The following is a 14,208-nucleotide window of genomic DNA, read 5'->3' on the forward strand; positions in this document are numbered from 1 at the left end:
CCACGTCGGTGTCGGTCGCTGCCTAGGTTCGCGACCAGGACGGCAGTGACTACCCGTTCCCGGGCAGGCGGAATCTGGTCGCTTTCGACGGCGCGACCGATACGGGCCCGTCTCCCGGCGATACGTCGGGTCGTTTCGCGAGCATCCTCCCTGACCCGCGCTACCGGGCCTCTCCGCACGTCGCTGTAGAATCATAACGTTCTTTAATTCTATTTTTGCGAACATATTGGGAACATAGATAGATTTAACAAACGTTCTGTTCAAGATGTCCTCGAACTCGACCAGAAGCGGACCAGCCGGGTCGTCTCGGGTGCCGCGATGCGTGGTCGGATGGAATGGACGATGTCAGGACACAGCTCGAACCAAACGGTCGGAGCGCTCCCGGACACGGCGGTGGATTCGCCGTTCGTGCCCGTTGCACTAACGAGGGTCGTGTGGTCGCTGTTCGTGGTGAGTCTGGCCGTCCTCGTCGCCAGAATTCGGTTCGGTGAAGTGTGGGAGCTCCCAGGGTTGGTCGTCATCGACGGTCTGACCGTTCTCATGTGGGTGGTGGTCGCCTTCTTCAGTGGTATCGTTCACAGCTACTCGCGCCGCTACATGGCCGGTCGCACCCACAAAACGAGGTTCTTCCTCGCCACGTTCGGGTTCACCGCGGTCGTGATGGCCCTCGTCGCGGCCGACCACGTCGCACTGTTCGGGTTCCTGTGGGTGGCGATGGGTCTGTTGATGGCCGAGCTCATCGGTACCAACGAGGGCTGGGAACAGGCACAGGCCGCCGCGGCGGTCGCTCGCAGGTACTTCATCGCCAGTAGCGCGCTGCTCGGGGTTGCGCTGGCGGCGTTGTGGTGGGCGACCGGCACCACGACGGTCTCCGGAATCGGCACGGCCGCCGACGCGCTCGGTGGTCCGATGTGGCTGCTCGCCGCCGGCGCGCTCGTGCTCGCGGCGATGATCCAGTCGGCCCTCATCCCGTTCCACAGCTGGCTGCTCTCCTCGATGACCGCACCGACGCCCGCGTCCGCGCTGATGCACGCCGGATTCGTCAACGCGGGTGGCATCCTGCTGACCCGCTTCGCCCCGGTCATCACGGTCGACTCCAGGTTCATGCTCGCAGTGGTCGCCGTCGGCGCGGCGAGTGCGGGCGGCGGGAAGCTCCTGAAGTCGGTCCAGACGGACATCAAGGGCAAGCTCGGCTGCTCCACGGTCGGCCAGATGGGCTTTATGATAATGCAGGCCGGCCTCGGGTTCTTCGGGGCCGCGATCACCCACCTCATCCTGCACGGGTTCTACAAGGCCTATCAGTTCCTCAGCTCCGGCGAACGCGTCGAACACGCGAGCCCGAGCGAGACCACCGAGCACACGCTCGGGGGTGCGACGAGTGCCGTCGGCTTCGTCGTGGCGGTGCTGACCGGACTCGGCGGCGGCGCGGTGTTCACGGTGCTGACGGGGAAGGGGGCGAACGTCGACAGCGGTCTCCTGCTGACCTTCTTCGTCGTCTTCACCACGCTGCACGCGGCCCGCAGCACGGTCCAGCACACCTCGCTCCCGACGCTCGCCCGCTACGGGGCCGTCCCGCTGGTGTTCTTCCCGGCAATCGTCGTCTACGCCGTTGTCTACGAGGGCGTCTCGGGCCTGCTGGCTGTCAGTGCGGCAACGACCGAACTGACCCTGCTTCACGGCATCGTCGCCGTCGCCTTCGTCGGTATCTACGTCGCGATCGAGACCGGCATCCACGAGCACAGCCAACGTCTCTACGTGGCGCTGCTGAATGCCACCCAACCGTCATCTGACACCCTACTGACAGCCAGGGAGGACTACGATGAGTACTGAATCCGCCATCCGCGACAGCATCGACGAAGCAGCGACCACCGTCGGCTCGCGCTGGCCCGTTCACTCGTTCGTGACGGCGAACCCGCTCTCGGGCTTCGAGCACCGGCCGTTCGGCGAGGCTGTCGAGGAGGCAGCCACCCTCCTGGGCGGCCGTGGCCTCCCGAGTGCCCGGACGCTCGCAACGGCGCTGGAACGCGGCCAGATCGACCGGGAGATACTCGCAGACGAACTCGCCGAAGCAGGCTACGATGACAGTCCGGAGGCGATACTCGACCGTATGCGCGACGGGGGCGACGCGGAGAACGGTGACGCGGACACCGCCACGGACCGCGTCGACAGGGTGCTGACGAAGTGGCTGTCGGCCTTCCTCGACGAGGGGAGTGCCCACTGGTCGATGCCGAACCGCGAGGCGGGCTTCTACGCTGCCTTCCGTGGAATGGCGGAATACGACGGCGACATCCCCAGCGAGGGGGTCGTCGCCGACCTGCCCGAATCGCCGTTCGAGGCTATCGAGTCGGTCCTGTCCTCGTACCCGGACGCCCAGTGGGTGCCCATCCTCGAGGAGCAACTGGCGGCGCTCCCGGGCTGGACCGGGTTCATCAAGCGGCGCGCCGAGGACGGGGGCGTGTGGCAGTCGACGTATCCGATTTCGCTGGAAGGGTACCTCGCGGTCCGTCTGGCACTGCTGGATGCCATCGACGCCGACATCGAGCCGGACCCCGACATCACAGCCGATAACCCGGCGGATGACCCCGCACAGGTGTTCCTGCGTGCGTGGGAGGCGACCTACCGCGACGACCTCGTCGGGACCGTCGCGGCTCGGAGCCGGTCGATGGACGACAGCGAGAAGACTGGCCGCCCGGACATCCAGTTGGTCTTCTGTATCGACACCCGCTCCGAGATCATCCGCCGCCACATCGAGGCCACGGGCGACTACGAGACCCACGGGTACGCTGGGTTCTTCGGCATCCCGATGGAGTATCGGGGATACGATGCCGACGTGTCGGTCGATGCCTGTCCGCCGATCCTCGACCCACAGCATCACGTCGTCGACTATCCGACCGATGACGACACACACGCACGTCACGACCGCTGGTCGGGAATCCGTGCGGCCGCCGATGAGGTCATAGAGATACTGGAGGCCAACGCCGCCACCGCTTACGGGTACGTCGAGACCGCCGGGAGCGGCTACGGGCTCTCACTCGCGGCCAGGACGCTCGTCCCCGGGCGCGTCCACGACGTGGTCGACGCCGCGGCCGAACTGGTGCCGGACGAGCGCGAGTTCTGTGAGCCGCTGGTGCACCACCAGCACACCTACGCCGGCGACCTGCCGGTGGGGCTGACCCACGAGGAGAAGGTCGAGTACGCTGGGACTGCCTTCGAGTTGATGGGGTTCGAGGAGTTCGGTCGCCTCGTCGTCTTCACGGGCCACGCCAGCGAGACGGCGAACAACCCCTACGACGCGAGCCTGGACTGCGGTGCCTGCGCGGGCAACCCCGGCGGGCCGAGTGCGCGCGTCCTGGCGAATATCTGTAACGACGAGGCCGTCAAGGCCGACCTCCGCGAGAGAGGGTTCGAGATCCCCGATGACACGATCTTCGTGGCCGGACAGCACAACACGACGACCGACGAGGTGGAACTGTTCGCGGGCGACGTGCCCGAGAGCCACGCGGACGACCTGGACAGGTTGCGGGCGGACCTCACGGTTGCTCGCGAGGACGCGACCGCCGAGCGCGCCGAGGCGCTGGGCGCCGACGGCTCGAGCGGCGTTTCCGAGACGGAACGCCGTGCCGCCGACTGGGCCGAGACGCGTCCCGAGTGGGGGCTGGCCGGCAACGCCGGCTTCGTCATCGGTCCCCGCGAGTTGACGAGCGGCTGTGACCTCGACGGGCGCGCGTTCCTCCACTCGTACGACTGGTCGACTGACCCCCACGGAGACGCGCTGGAGGCCATCCTCACTGGTCCCATGGTCGTCACCCAGTGGATCAACGCCCAGTACTACTTCTCGACGGTCGACAACGCCGTCTACGGCAGCGGGTCGAAGGCGACACAGAACCCGGTCGGCAACGTCGGCGTCTATCAGGGCAACGGCGGCGACCTGCTGACGGGGCTCCCGCTCCAGTCGCTGATGACCGCGGACGACGAACCGTACCACCAACCGCTCCGTCTCTCGACGGTGGTCCACGCGCCGGTCGAGCGGGTCACCGAGGTCCTGGCCGACCACGAGAACCTGACCCAACTGCTGGACAACGACTGGCTCTCGCTGACGGTCGTCGACCCGACTCGGGAACACCGCGTCTTCCACTACGAGGAGTCCTTGGAGTGGGTGCCAGAGCCCGAACGGACCGAAGCGGCTCCGGAGATTCCGAGCGCGCAGGCTGTCGCAGACGACTAGCCGAACCCGAATCTGCCCCGGGTGGACTCGGTGGGGTGCTCTGGCTCTCCTCCAGGCCTGCGACTCCGCCCTGTCCGAGAAGGGAAGTGTAACGACCTCTCCTATTCCATGGCGACGACCGAATCAACGGTGACTGCAGCACCGCCGAGCAGTTCGCAGACGCCGACGGTTGTCCGGGCTGGGTACGCCTCATCGAAGTAGTGCTCGTAGGTGTCGTTCACCCGCTGGTATGCATCCATCTCGGCGAGATACAGGGTGAGCTGTAGAACGTCGCTCATCTCTTTCCCGTGCTGTTCAAGCTGGGCTTCGAGGTTCCCCCAAACACAATTCGAGCTGACGCACGGGGGATGCATCGTTCGCGATCCGGTCCCCATCCTCCGGCAGTTGGCCTTCGATGAAGAGGAGGTCCGACTCTCCCGTTTTCTTCCCATAGCCGCCGATGAATCCCGTTCCGTCACGCTGCTTGCGGCTGCTCGCACTGGCACGACTTGGCTGTGCCTGGGTCACCGAGTTCGCCCTCATAAAACGATTGATGGAGTTTTCAACTAAATTCCTCGTCCGCCCCTGCTCAGTGGAACTAACGCAGTGCAAAGAGGTTTTTTGGTCGGTGCAGCCGCGCGCATCACAACTATTAATTGAAGATATACTCAATTCAGTTCCGATGGCAGAAGCAACAGAACGACTTCGCCGCTATCTCGATGACGAACTCGGGGAGTGCCGCAGCGAGGATGTCGTGGCCCGACTCGACGAACTCGGCACGCTCGAAGCCGCAATCGGGACGGCGCAGGTGGACGCTGAACTCGACGTGCTGTCGGCGCTCTCGAACGAGACGCGGTATACGCTCGTCCGTGTTCTCGTCGCCGCGCGGGAGGAGCTCTGCGTCTGTGAGCTGAACGCGGTCGTCGACGTGAGCGAGAGCGGGCTCAGCCACGGGCTCTCGAAGCTCGTCGAGGCGGGACTCGTCGACGGCCGAAAGGACGGTCGGTGGAAGAAGTACCGTGCGACGAACCGGGCCGTCGCGCTCGTCACCGTCCTCGAGGGGAGCGTGAGCGATGAGTGACGTCGACAGCCACGAGCACGACCCGAACTGCGACTGTGAGAGCTGTGGCGACCCGCGGTCGATGGACTTCCTCGACAAGTACCTCACCGTCTGGATTCTCGGTGCGATGGCCATCGGCGTCGGCCTCGGCTTCGTCGTCCCAGCTGTAACCCAACCCATCCAGGAGTTCCATCTCGTCGAGATCGGCCTCGTCCTGATGATGTACCCGCCGCTGGCGAAGGCGAACTACTCGCAGCTCCGGGCCGTCTTCAGCAACTGGCGCGTTCTCGGGTTGAGCCTCGTCCAGAACTGGCTGATCGGGCCGACGCTCATGTTCGGACTTGCCGTGATCTTCTTCAGTGGACTCGTGCCCGGCCTGCCAGCCCGCCCCGAGTTCTTCCTCGGGCTCGTGTTCATCGGGATGGCCCGCTGTGTCGCGATGGTGCTCGTCTGGAACGAACTCGCAGAGGGCTCGACTGAGTACGTGACCGGTCTGGTCGCATTCAACAGCCTCTTCCAGATCGTCACCTACGGGGTGTACGTCTGGTTCTTCGGGCTGTTCCTCCCGCCACTTCTCGGGATGGAGACGCTCGTCGCGGGCATCGAGACGTTCAACGTGACGCCGATGCAGGTGTTCGAAGCCATCGTCGTCTTCCTCGGAATCCCCTTCCTCGGCGGGTTCCTTACCCGGTACGTCGGCACGCGAGCCAAGAGCGAGGAGTGGTACGACGAGGAGGTGGTTCCGAAGATCGACCCACTCACGCTCGTCGCCTTGCTGTTCACGGTCATCGTGATGTTCGCCACGCAGGGCGAGAATATCGTCGCCTCGCCCGGTGACGTGCTCCTCATCGCCGTCCCGCTGACCATCTACTTCGTCGTGATGTTCCTCGTGAGCTTCGGGATGGGCAAAGGCATCGGGGCGGACTATTCGACCACGACGGCCATCGGCTTCACTGCCGCCTCCAACAACTTCGAACTCGCGATCGCGGTGGCCGTTGCGGTGTTCGGGGTCGGCTCCGGCGTCGCATTCACGACCGTCGTCGGCCCGCTCATCGAGGTTCCCGTCCTGCTCGCACTGGTCAACGTCGCCCTGTACTTCCAGCGCAAGTTCGACTGGAGTGGTGCCACGACCGGAGAACTCGGGACATCTCACTCGGGCTCACCAGCCGAAGACGACTGACGAGGGGCGAGGGCAGCCGGTCGGTTCTTGCGGCGACTGACCCCGCCGACGAGAACCATCCGACCACCGTAGCGGTGATAGTCGAGGGGGCCTGCGAGCTGAGCCGGAATCCGCTACCGAGTGGCGTTTCGTTTGCACTGGAGAACGCCGACTTCCCCGGTTTCGGCCGGTTCTTCGGCAACGTCGCCTCTCCTGGCCGCGAACTGAAGGAAGTGTGACTCGGAGAGCGTGCGATTGGGATGGCCCAGACTTCGACGAGGGTGTACAATCTAGATTTTCCTAAAACAACCATAATTGTTTTACGGGTCAGTGCAGTTGTATTCGGCGATGGCAAACGTATCGCTCCCACACGATGCGAAGGCCGGTCCGACGAAGCCGGAGGTCAGGGCCGTCCTTCTCAGCAAACTCGACCTCGGGCCGACCGACCACTTCGCGGAGGTCGGCTCGTGTACCGGTGCCGTGACCATCGAGGCGGCACGGCGCGCGGGCCGGGTCACTGCACTCGAACGAAACGCAGAACGGGTCGAAACCACCAGGAAGAATCTCGCTGCCAACGACCTGACCGGGGACGTCGAACTCCGGAGAGCCGAAGCTCCCGAAGGGTTACCCGACGACGCAGACGCCCTGTTCCTCGGCGGTAGCCGGAACTACGAGGCGGTCCTCGACCACGCAGTCGAGACCGCGGTCGACCGCATCGTCATGAACGTTTCCCGGCTCGAAGTCGCCGGGGCCGCCACCGAGGCGTTCCGCGAGCGGGGCCTCCTCGAAGCAGTCGTGCAGTTCCAGGTGAGTCACGGGTACGAACTCGCCGGCGCGACGAGTTTCGATTCCGACAACCCGGTGTACATGCTGGTCGGCGGGACCGATGCCGTCGCGGCAGACGGGGGGCGGCGATGACCCTCTACGGCATCGGCCTCGGGCCCGGCAGCGCCGACCTCGTGACCGTCCGCGGACGGCGCGTCCTCGAAGCGGCGGACGTCGTCTACTCGCCGGGACGCCTCTCCCGGTCGGTCGCGGTCGAACACGTCCCCGAGGACCGAATCGGTGACGTCGACTTCCCGATGACTCGCGACGAGGACGAACTCCGGCAGGCGTGGCGCGAGGCCGCCGAAGAGATTGCACCCCGCGCTCGCGACGGAACTGCAGCGTTCGTCACGCTCGGCGACCCGAACGTCTATTCGACGTTCGGCCACCTGCGGCGTACGCTCTCCGCGTTCCACGCCGATGTCGAGGTCGAGGTCGTTCCCGGAGTGAGCGCCGTGACGGCCTTCACTACCGCTCTCGGCGTCGAGATTTCCGCCGGGGCGAGTCTCACCCTTCACGAGGCCCCTCGTGGTGCGGCACCGACCGGACCGGACCGGATGCTCCTGTTCAAGGTCACCGATGTCCCGACGACCCACGAACGGCTCGTCGACGCAGGCTACGACGTGCTGTACGGCCGCCGACTCTGCATGGAGCAGGGCGAGACAGTCGTGACGCGCGACCCCAGCACGCTGGACGACCGTGACTACTACACGCTGGCGTACGCGGAGAAACACGACCTCGATTCGGAGCCAGCGACTGCGGCCTTCCAGGAGAGCGAGTCGGAGCGCGGCTCCGGCACCCGACCGAGGGCGGAGACCGATGGCGGGACACAGCCTGCTTCAGAACCCCGGTCCGGGGATGAGTGTCAGCGTGGGTCCGTGTCGATGGAGCGAGCCGAAGGTGAGGCCTGCGGCGACGAAGTACCGGAGGGTCCGCCACGATGACCGACCCGCAGGACGCCATCGACGCGGAGTCCACCAGCCGAGCGGCAGAGCGGGACCCCCGGATTCGGGAGCGAACTGCGGGCGAGAGACAGGAGGGAATCCCGTTCATCGGCGCCGGTCCCGGCGACCCAGGGCTCCTCACGGTCACCGGTAAGGAGCTGGTCGAGGCGGCAGACCTCGTCGTCCACGCGGGTTCGCTGGTCAACAGCGAACTCCTCGAGGAATACTGTGCGGACGCCGAGCAGGTCTCGAGCATCGGCAAGGACCTGGAGGAGTTGGTGCCGCTGATGCGGGACGCCTACGAGGCGGGGCGGACTGTCGTTCGTCTCCACAGCGGCGACCCGGCGATCTACGGCGCAGCATTAGAGCAGATGGACGCACTGGAACACGAGGGCGTTCCGACCTACATCGTCCCCGGCGTGACCGCGGCGTTCGCAGCAAGCGCGACGCTCCGGACCCAGCTCACGCTGAACGGCGTGGCCAACCACGTCGCGTTCACTCGCCCTCGCGGGAAGACCCTCGACCCCGAGGACGATCACGTCGGTGAGTTCGTCGAGATGGGCGACGTGACGACCTGCATCTACCTCGGCACCCACGCGGTCGCCGAAACGATGGACCGCCTCCTCGACGACGGTCACGACCCGGAGACGCCGGTGACGGTGGTCTATCACGCCTCGTGGCCGGACGAGGCGGTCATCGAGGGGACCATCGGGACGATCGGCGAGCGTCTGGAGGCAGCCGGCTACCGTGCGTCCGCGCTCGTCATCATCGGCGACGCGGCGCGAAAAGCGGGCTACGAGCGCTCCTACCTGTACGGTGACTGGGCGAACCGCGATTCCACCGAGAGCGAAGCAGACGACTGACTCATGACTACAGACACGAACGAACCGGCGGCAGAGGAATCGGGCGGCCACTGTTCGACACCGGACTCGGACGGCGAGGTGGCCGAGGAAATCGCGATCATCAGCTTCGAACGAAAACTCGACACCGCTCGCGAAATCGAGGCGGAGATCGGCGACGGCTACGAGCGCGTGGACATCGTCGAATACCACGGTGACGTGTTCGCGGAACACTGGGGCGAGTACGACTGCTTCGTCGGGCTGATGGCCTCGGGTATCGCGATGCGCAAGACCGCACCGCTCCTCGATGACAAGTGGGACGACCCCGCTATCGTCGTCGTCGACGAGGAACTCACGTGGGCGATCCCGATCACGGGCGGCCACCACGGTGCGAATCAGGTCGCCAACGACCTCTCACGGCTGGGCGCGGTCCCGGCGATGACGACCGCGAGCGAGGCTGCGGGCAAGCAGGGCGTCGAGAGCAAGGCGAAGGCGCTGGACACCCACGTCGTCAACGGCGATTCGACGGTCGCGACGAACCTCGCCGTATTGAACGACGAACTCGGTCCGGTGGCCCGTCTCGACGGCCCCAGAGCGGTCCTCGTCGGCGACGACGTGACCGTTCTCAAGCGCAACACCGATGACGGCGTCGTCCTCGGGACCGGCACCGTCTCGGGAGTGACCAAAGCGCAGGTACTCGACGCCTGGGAGGCTGTCCTCGACGACCTGGGGCTGGCGTTCTCCGACGTGGAGTTCGTCGCGACCGGCACCCGAAAGGCGGGCGAAGACGGGCTGTACGAGGCAGCCCAGGCGGTCGGTGCGGGCGTCGTGCTCTTCGAGAAGGCGACGCTGACCGAGTTCGAGGGCCCCTCGCCCTCGCGGTCGAAGGAACTCATCGGCTGGCCAGGTATCGCTGAAGCGTCGGCTATCGCCGGCGGCCGCGAGCACGAGCTCGCGCGGAAGAAAGAGCGGTTCGACGACGCCGTGACCGTCGCGGTGGGGCGGTAACATGGATGGCGGAGATGCCACCGCCGACGCGATGGGGACCCTCTTCGTCGTCGGCATCGGACCTGGACTGCCCCACGCGATGACCCAGCGGGCCAAGGACGTCATCACCACCGCCGATTGCGTCATCGCGTCGAACCTCTACCAGGAGTTCCTCCGTCGCGACGGGACGCTCCCCCCGGAAAACGCCGAGGTGGAAGCCGCACCTGACGGGGGGACGGCGGCGGGAGACGAGTCCGGGACGGTCTTCGAACGGCCGGGAGGGGCCCGACAGACACTCGTCCGCTCGACGATGGGGAAACAGATAGAACTGGCCCGTGAGGCGTTTCGGCGCGTCAGGGCGGGCGAGGATGTCGCCCACGTTTCCGGCGGCGACCCGAACGTCTACGGCAAGAGCGACCTCCTGTACACGATGGCCGAGTCGGACGGGGCGTACGACGTTCCTATCGAGGTGGTCCCCGGTGTGACAGCGGCGCTCGGGGGCGCGGCGAACCTCGGCGCACCGCTGTCGAACGACTTCTGTACGGTCTCGCTGTCGGACAAGTGGCGCGGGTGGGACGAGATCGAAGAGAAACTGCGAGCCGCGGCGATCAGTGGGTTCGTCATCGTCCTCTACAACTGCTGGCGTGACTATCAGCGCGCCATCGACGTGGTCCGCGAGGAGCGAGCCGACGATGTCCCGGTCGGTATCTTCAACGACGCGGGCCGCGGCGACGCCGGTCGAAATCTGGACGACGAGACACACACCATCACCACCCTCGGCGAGGCGAACGAGCACGACGACGAGGTCGGCGGGATGGGAACGTCCATTCTGGTCGGCACACACGAGACGACGGTCTGGGAGAACGACTACGGCAAACACCTCGTCACCCCGCGCGGCGGGCGTGACATCGACGACTTCTGACAATGAGCACCGACGACACCACCACTGAGACGAGCACAGACACCGATACCGGCTGTGGCGCGAGCGAGGCTTCAGACGCTGCTGAAGATGCGACCGCCACCGAACCGGCTTCGAGATGCGGCGCTTCGAGCAACGAGTCCGAGTCCGACGGAGGCGTCACGAACGAAACCGGAGCGGCGTCAGACGCCGATGAGAGCACGTCGGCGTGTGGAGGGGCCACGTCGTCGTCCACTTCCGGCTGTGGTAGCTCGAAGGGGTCGACGACCGAGGAGACGGTCGGGTCGACCGTCGACGACTTCGAGGCAGACCCCGGCCGACTCGTCGCAGTTGGCCTGGGTCCCGGACAGCCGGAGGGGATGACCCAGCGTGCCCGCGGGGCGCTGCTCGACGCGGAGCATATCGTCGGGTACACTACCTACGTCGAACTCCTGCCGGAGGCGGTCAGGGAGTCGGCGGCGGAGCTGTACGACACGCCGATGTGTGGCGAGGTTTCCCGCACGGAGGAAGCGATCGACCGCACGCTCGCAGGGAACGACGTCGCCATCATCGGAAGCGGCGATCCGAACGTCTACGCGCTGGCCGGTCTGGCACTGGAGATACTCGAGTCGAAGGGCGCGACCGCGAGCATGGTCGACTTCGAGGTCGTCCCGGGCGTCCCCGCGGCCCAGTCCTGTGGCGCGCGGTTGGGCGCGCCGCTCGTGAACGACACGGTCAGTATCTCCCTGTCGGACCACCTGACGTCGATGCCGACCATCGAGTCCCGGCTCCACGCGGCAGCCAAGGAGGGCTTCACCATCGCCATCTACAACCCCTGGAGCCGCAAGCGCCGGGAGAACTTCCAGAAGTGCTGTGAGATACTGCTTGAGCACCGCGAACCGGAGACGCCCGTCGGAGTCGTCCACGGGGCGGGCCGGGACGACGAGGCGGTCGAGATCGTCGAACTCGGCGAGCTCGAGGAGCTCGGCGAGACGGACCTCATCGACATGACGACGACGATACTCGTCGGCAACGAGGAGACGTACGTCTGGGACGACCGGATGGTGACGCCGCGGGGCTACGAGTCCAAGTATGACTACTGAGTATCAGGTGCGGCTCGACCGTAGCGCCTGTGACGGCGTCTTCGCCTGTCTCGTTCGAGACGACCGCTTCGTCGAGGATTCGGACGGGTTGGCGACCATCGACGCGGGCGACGACGGTCGTCATCGAGACCCCAACGCGAACGGCGAAGAGCTCGTGACGTTCACCGACGAGCGGCTGCCGGCGGCCGAACAGGCGGCCCGTGCCTGCCCGGTCGACGCGATAGAGGTACTGGTGGAGGGTGACGATGAGTGATGCGAACGGACGGTCCGCGACACCTGAGCCGGTCGAGGATCTGCTTGCCGCGACACCGGCCACGGCGTACTTCTGGGGACGCGTAGCCGGTGACGGCGAGCTGACCCAGGACTGCGTGACCGTTCGGACGGCAGACGAGACGTCGGCCGACGCGCTCGCGGCGGTCGCCGGCACCGGTCGGACGGACCACGACCATCGAATCGCCGCCAGGGAGTCGGCACACGACGCCTCGATAGCCCGGTTCGAAGACGAGTACGAGCTACAGGTGTTCGGGATGCTGGCCGACCGCGCGAGTGCGGCGCTCGGCCTTCCCATCGACGGACAGCCCGGCGGATACCGCTTCGAGACGTTCTCGGAGTACCGACCACAGCTCGTCCGTGGCCTACTCGAGGCCTGTGGCACCGTCTGTTTCCGCGAGTCCGCGGGGTCGGTCGGCGTCTCGTTCGTCCACGACGACGAAGCGCTGCTTCGGACGGTTCAGTCGCTCGTCGACGCCGCCGAGCCCCACGTTCCGACCGAGGACCTCTCCGAGACATCCTCGGGCGGGTACTGGTTCGGGCTGGGCGACGATGCGGACACGGCGGCGTTCGCCCGGTGGGTGTACGCCGGCAGCGACGGGTCGGGACTGTACTCGGCGGAGCGGCGCCAGAAGCTCCAGCGGAGCGTCGAACGTGCGACGGGTAGCGAGGTGGGCGAACTCTCCCGATGACCACGAACGCGAACGCGACCTCCATCGGGCTCGACGACGAAGCGGTGCTGCTGGTCGGTCACGGCTCTCGTCGCGAGAAGTCGAACGAACAGGTTCGCAGGCTCGCCGCCGACCTGGAAGGACGACTCGGGGTCCCGGTGGACGCCGGGTTCCTCGAACTCGCGAAGCCGTCGATTCCCGACGCCATCGCGGGCCTCGCCGCGAGTGTCTCGCGCATCACCGTCGTCCAGCTATCGCTCTTTGCGGCCAGTCACGTCAAGAACGACGTGCCACTGGCAGTCCAGAACGCCCGCGCTGAACACCAGGAGGTCACCATCCACAACGGCGCACATCTCGGGGTCCATCCGGCACTCGTAGACCTCCTCGACGAACGGGCCGCGGCTGTGGAAGCGGAGCTCGGTATCGAACGTGACGAAGCGGACGTCGCGGTCGTCCTCTGTGCCCGTGGCTCCAGCGACCCGGACGCGAACAGTGACGCGCACAAACTCGCCCGGTTACTGTACGAGGGCCGCGCCTTCGACCGTGTCGAAGCGTCGTTCATCGGGGTCACCGAGCCCCGGCTCGAGGAGACGCTACACACAGTGGCGAAGAACCGTCCGGACGCCGTGGTTGTCCTCCCGTACATGCTCGGCGACGGCGTACTCACCGGCCGTATCCGCGACGGCGCCGCCGAGTTCGACGACCGGTATCCGTACGTCGACGCGGGTGCGGGGGACCCGCTCGGGACCGACAGCCGGCTCCTGGACGTACTCGGTGACCGCTGGCAGGAAGCTCGGACCGACAGCGTCGACATGTCCTGTGACACCTGCAAGTACAAGGTGGAACTCGACGGGTACGAGGAGGACGTCGGCGGCGCGAGAGCGATGCTCCGGGCGCTGACCCACCAGGAATCCCACTCGGATCGTGACGACGTTTCCCCCCAGCCCCACGCGCACGACGCGCCGGAGAAACACGTGGCGGTCTGTACGAATCAGACCTGTGCCGCCGACGGTTCGCCGGCCGTTCTGGAACGGTTGCGACAGGCGGCCCGTGACTCGGACGCCTGTGACGCCCGAATCACGCGGTCGTCGTGTCTCGGGCGCTGTGGCGACGGCCCCATGGTCGCCGTCTATCCCGACGGTGTCTGGTACGGGGATGTCGACCGAGCCGACGCGGAGCGAATCGTCTCGTCCCACCTCGACCGGGACCGTATCGTCTCGAATCTCGTCGACCAAACACTGTAACCAC

Annotated in this window: 14 protein-coding genes; 13 read left to right on the forward strand and 1 reads right to left on the reverse strand. The window is 66.3% G+C overall.

The annotated features are described in order from the left end of the window. Window positions 1–342 precede the first annotated feature (342 nt). Together BLT27_RS15205 and BLT27_RS15210 are read left to right on the forward strand one after the other, a co-directional pair. Window positions 343–1,830, forward strand: coding sequence for a proton-conducting transporter transmembrane domain-containing protein (locus tag BLT27_RS15205; RefSeq protein ID WP_089735450.1), 1,488 nt, complete (start codon window positions 343–345; stop codon window positions 1,828–1,830). After that, a complete protein-coding gene (locus BLT27_RS15210; RefSeq protein ID WP_089735398.1) occupies window positions 1,820–4,225 on the forward strand; it encodes a DUF2309 domain-containing protein in 2,406 nt (801 codons plus the stop codon). The genes BLT27_RS15205 and BLT27_RS15210 overlap by 11 nt, the downstream gene beginning before the upstream one ends. 101 nt (window positions 4,226–4,326) lie before the next feature. Here BLT27_RS15210 and BLT27_RS20240 read toward each other — a convergent pair whose 3' ends face one another. Further along, window positions 4,327–4,503: a RidA family protein gene (locus BLT27_RS20240; RefSeq protein WP_245707792.1), complete on the reverse strand. Its 177-nt coding sequence runs from the start codon at window positions 4,501–4,503 to the stop codon at window positions 4,327–4,329. A 383-nt stretch (window positions 4,504–4,886) separates the two neighbouring features. Here BLT27_RS20240 and BLT27_RS15220 point away from each other — a divergent pair, with 383 nt between their 5' ends. The 11 genes from BLT27_RS15220 (at window position 4,887) to BLT27_RS15270 (ending at window position 14,204) form a co-directional block, all read left to right on the forward strand. Next, window positions 4,887–5,285 carry an ArsR/SmtB family transcription factor gene (locus BLT27_RS15220; protein ID WP_089735400.1) on the forward strand — a complete coding sequence of 133 codons (399 nt, stop codon included), beginning with the start codon at window positions 4,887–4,889 and terminating at the stop codon, window positions 5,283–5,285. Next, on the forward strand, window positions 5,278–6,444 hold the full coding sequence (gene arsB / locus BLT27_RS15225; protein WP_089735402.1) for an ACR3 family arsenite efflux transporter: 1,167 nt from the start codon (window positions 5,278–5,280) through the stop codon (window positions 6,442–6,444). Before BLT27_RS15220 ends, arsB begins: the two co-directional genes overlap by 8 nt. Before the next feature lie 327 nt (window positions 6,445–6,771). Continuing rightward, the gene (cbiT, locus tag BLT27_RS15230) at window positions 6,772–7,341 is read left to right on the forward strand and encodes a precorrin-6Y C5,15-methyltransferase (decarboxylating) subunit CbiT (RefSeq protein WP_089735404.1); all 570 of its coding nucleotides are present in this window, start codon (window positions 6,772–6,774) and stop codon (window positions 7,339–7,341) included. Beyond that, window positions 7,338–8,192, forward strand: a complete 855-nt coding sequence (locus BLT27_RS15235; RefSeq protein ID WP_089735406.1) for a cobalt-factor II C(20)-methyltransferase — start codon at window positions 7,338–7,340, stop codon at window positions 8,190–8,192. The genes cbiT and BLT27_RS15235 overlap by 4 nt, the downstream gene beginning before the upstream one ends. Next, a complete protein-coding gene (locus BLT27_RS15240) occupies window positions 8,189–9,055 on the forward strand; it encodes a cobalt-precorrin-4/precorrin-4 C(11)-methyltransferase (RefSeq protein WP_089735408.1) in 867 nt (288 codons plus the stop codon). The genes BLT27_RS15235 and BLT27_RS15240 overlap by 4 nt, the downstream gene beginning before the upstream one ends. A gap of 3 nt (window positions 9,056–9,058) precedes the next feature. Further along, the gene (gene cbiG / locus BLT27_RS15245) at window positions 9,059–10,039 is read left to right on the forward strand and encodes a cobalt-precorrin 5A hydrolase (protein WP_089735410.1); all 981 of its coding nucleotides are present in this window, start codon (window positions 9,059–9,061) and stop codon (window positions 10,037–10,039) included. 1 nt (window position 10,040) lies between these two features. Then, window positions 10,041–10,940, forward strand: coding sequence for a precorrin-3B C(17)-methyltransferase (locus BLT27_RS15250; RefSeq protein ID WP_089735412.1), 900 nt, complete (start codon window positions 10,041–10,043; stop codon window positions 10,938–10,940). A gap of 2 nt (window positions 10,941–10,942) precedes the next feature. Then, window positions 10,943–12,019 carry a precorrin-3B C(17)-methyltransferase gene (cobJ, locus tag BLT27_RS15255; protein WP_089735414.1) on the forward strand — a complete coding sequence of 359 codons (1,077 nt, stop codon included), beginning with the start codon at window positions 10,943–10,945 and terminating at the stop codon, window positions 12,017–12,019. Next, complete coding sequence (locus BLT27_RS15260) at window positions 12,009–12,272, forward strand: ferredoxin (RefSeq protein WP_089735416.1); 264 nt, start codon at window positions 12,009–12,011, stop codon at window positions 12,270–12,272. Before cobJ ends, BLT27_RS15260 begins: the two co-directional genes overlap by 11 nt. Beyond that, on the forward strand, window positions 12,265–12,981 hold the full coding sequence (locus BLT27_RS15265; RefSeq protein ID WP_089735418.1) for a cobalamin biosynthesis protein: 717 nt from the start codon (window positions 12,265–12,267) through the stop codon (window positions 12,979–12,981). The genes BLT27_RS15260 and BLT27_RS15265 overlap by 8 nt, the downstream gene beginning before the upstream one ends. Beyond that, window positions 12,978–14,204 (forward strand): CbiX/SirB N-terminal domain-containing protein, encoded by a 1,227-nt coding sequence (locus BLT27_RS15270; RefSeq protein WP_089735420.1) that lies wholly within the window; start codon window positions 12,978–12,980, stop codon window positions 14,202–14,204. The genes BLT27_RS15265 and BLT27_RS15270 overlap by 4 nt, the downstream gene beginning before the upstream one ends. Window positions 14,205–14,208 lie beyond the last annotated feature (4 nt).

The sequence above is a fragment of the Haloarchaeobius iranensis genome (assembly GCF_900103505.1).
GTDB lineage: Archaea > Halobacteriota > Halobacteria > Halobacteriales > Natrialbaceae > Haloarchaeobius > Haloarchaeobius iranensis.

What these genes read in the sequence shown, in the direction of transcription:
- BLT27_RS15265 (WP_089735418.1), top strand. Translation starts at nt 12,265, where the DNA reads ATGAGTGATGCGAACGGACGGTCCGCGACACCTGAGCCGGTCGAGGAT.
- BLT27_RS15205 (WP_089735450.1), top strand. Translation starts at nt 343, where the DNA reads ATGTCAGGACACAGCTCGAACCAAACGGTCGGAGCGCTCCCGGACACG.
- BLT27_RS15210 (WP_089735398.1), top strand. Translation starts at nt 1,820, where the DNA reads ATGAGTACTGAATCCGCCATCCGCGACAGCATCGACGAAGCAGCGACC.
- cbiG (WP_089735410.1), top strand. Translation starts at nt 9,059, where the DNA reads ATGACTACAGACACGAACGAACCGGCGGCAGAGGAATCGGGCGGCCAC.
- BLT27_RS15270 (WP_089735420.1), top strand. Translation starts at nt 12,978, where the DNA reads ATGACCACGAACGCGAACGCGACCTCCATCGGGCTCGACGACGAAGCG.
- BLT27_RS15240 (WP_089735408.1), top strand. Translation starts at nt 8,189, where the DNA reads ATGACCGACCCGCAGGACGCCATCGACGCGGAGTCCACCAGCCGAGCG.
- arsB (WP_089735402.1), top strand. Translation starts at nt 5,278, where the DNA reads ATGAGTGACGTCGACAGCCACGAGCACGACCCGAACTGCGACTGTGAG.
- BLT27_RS15260 (WP_089735416.1), top strand. Translation starts at nt 12,009, where the DNA reads ATGACTACTGAGTATCAGGTGCGGCTCGACCGTAGCGCCTGTGACGGC.
- BLT27_RS15220 (WP_089735400.1), top strand. Translation starts at nt 4,887, where the DNA reads ATGGCAGAAGCAACAGAACGACTTCGCCGCTATCTCGATGACGAACTC.
- BLT27_RS15250 (WP_089735412.1), top strand. Translation starts at nt 10,041, where the DNA reads ATGGATGGCGGAGATGCCACCGCCGACGCGATGGGGACCCTCTTCGTC.
- BLT27_RS20240 (WP_245707792.1), bottom strand. Translation starts at nt 4,503, where the DNA reads ATGAGCGACGTTCTACAGCTCACCCTGTATCTCGCCGAGATGGATGCA.
- cobJ (WP_089735414.1), top strand. Translation starts at nt 10,943, where the DNA reads ATGAGCACCGACGACACCACCACTGAGACGAGCACAGACACCGATACC.
- cbiT (WP_089735404.1), top strand. Translation starts at nt 6,772, where the DNA reads ATGGCAAACGTATCGCTCCCACACGATGCGAAGGCCGGTCCGACGAAG.
- BLT27_RS15235 (WP_089735406.1), top strand. Translation starts at nt 7,338, where the DNA reads ATGACCCTCTACGGCATCGGCCTCGGGCCCGGCAGCGCCGACCTCGTG.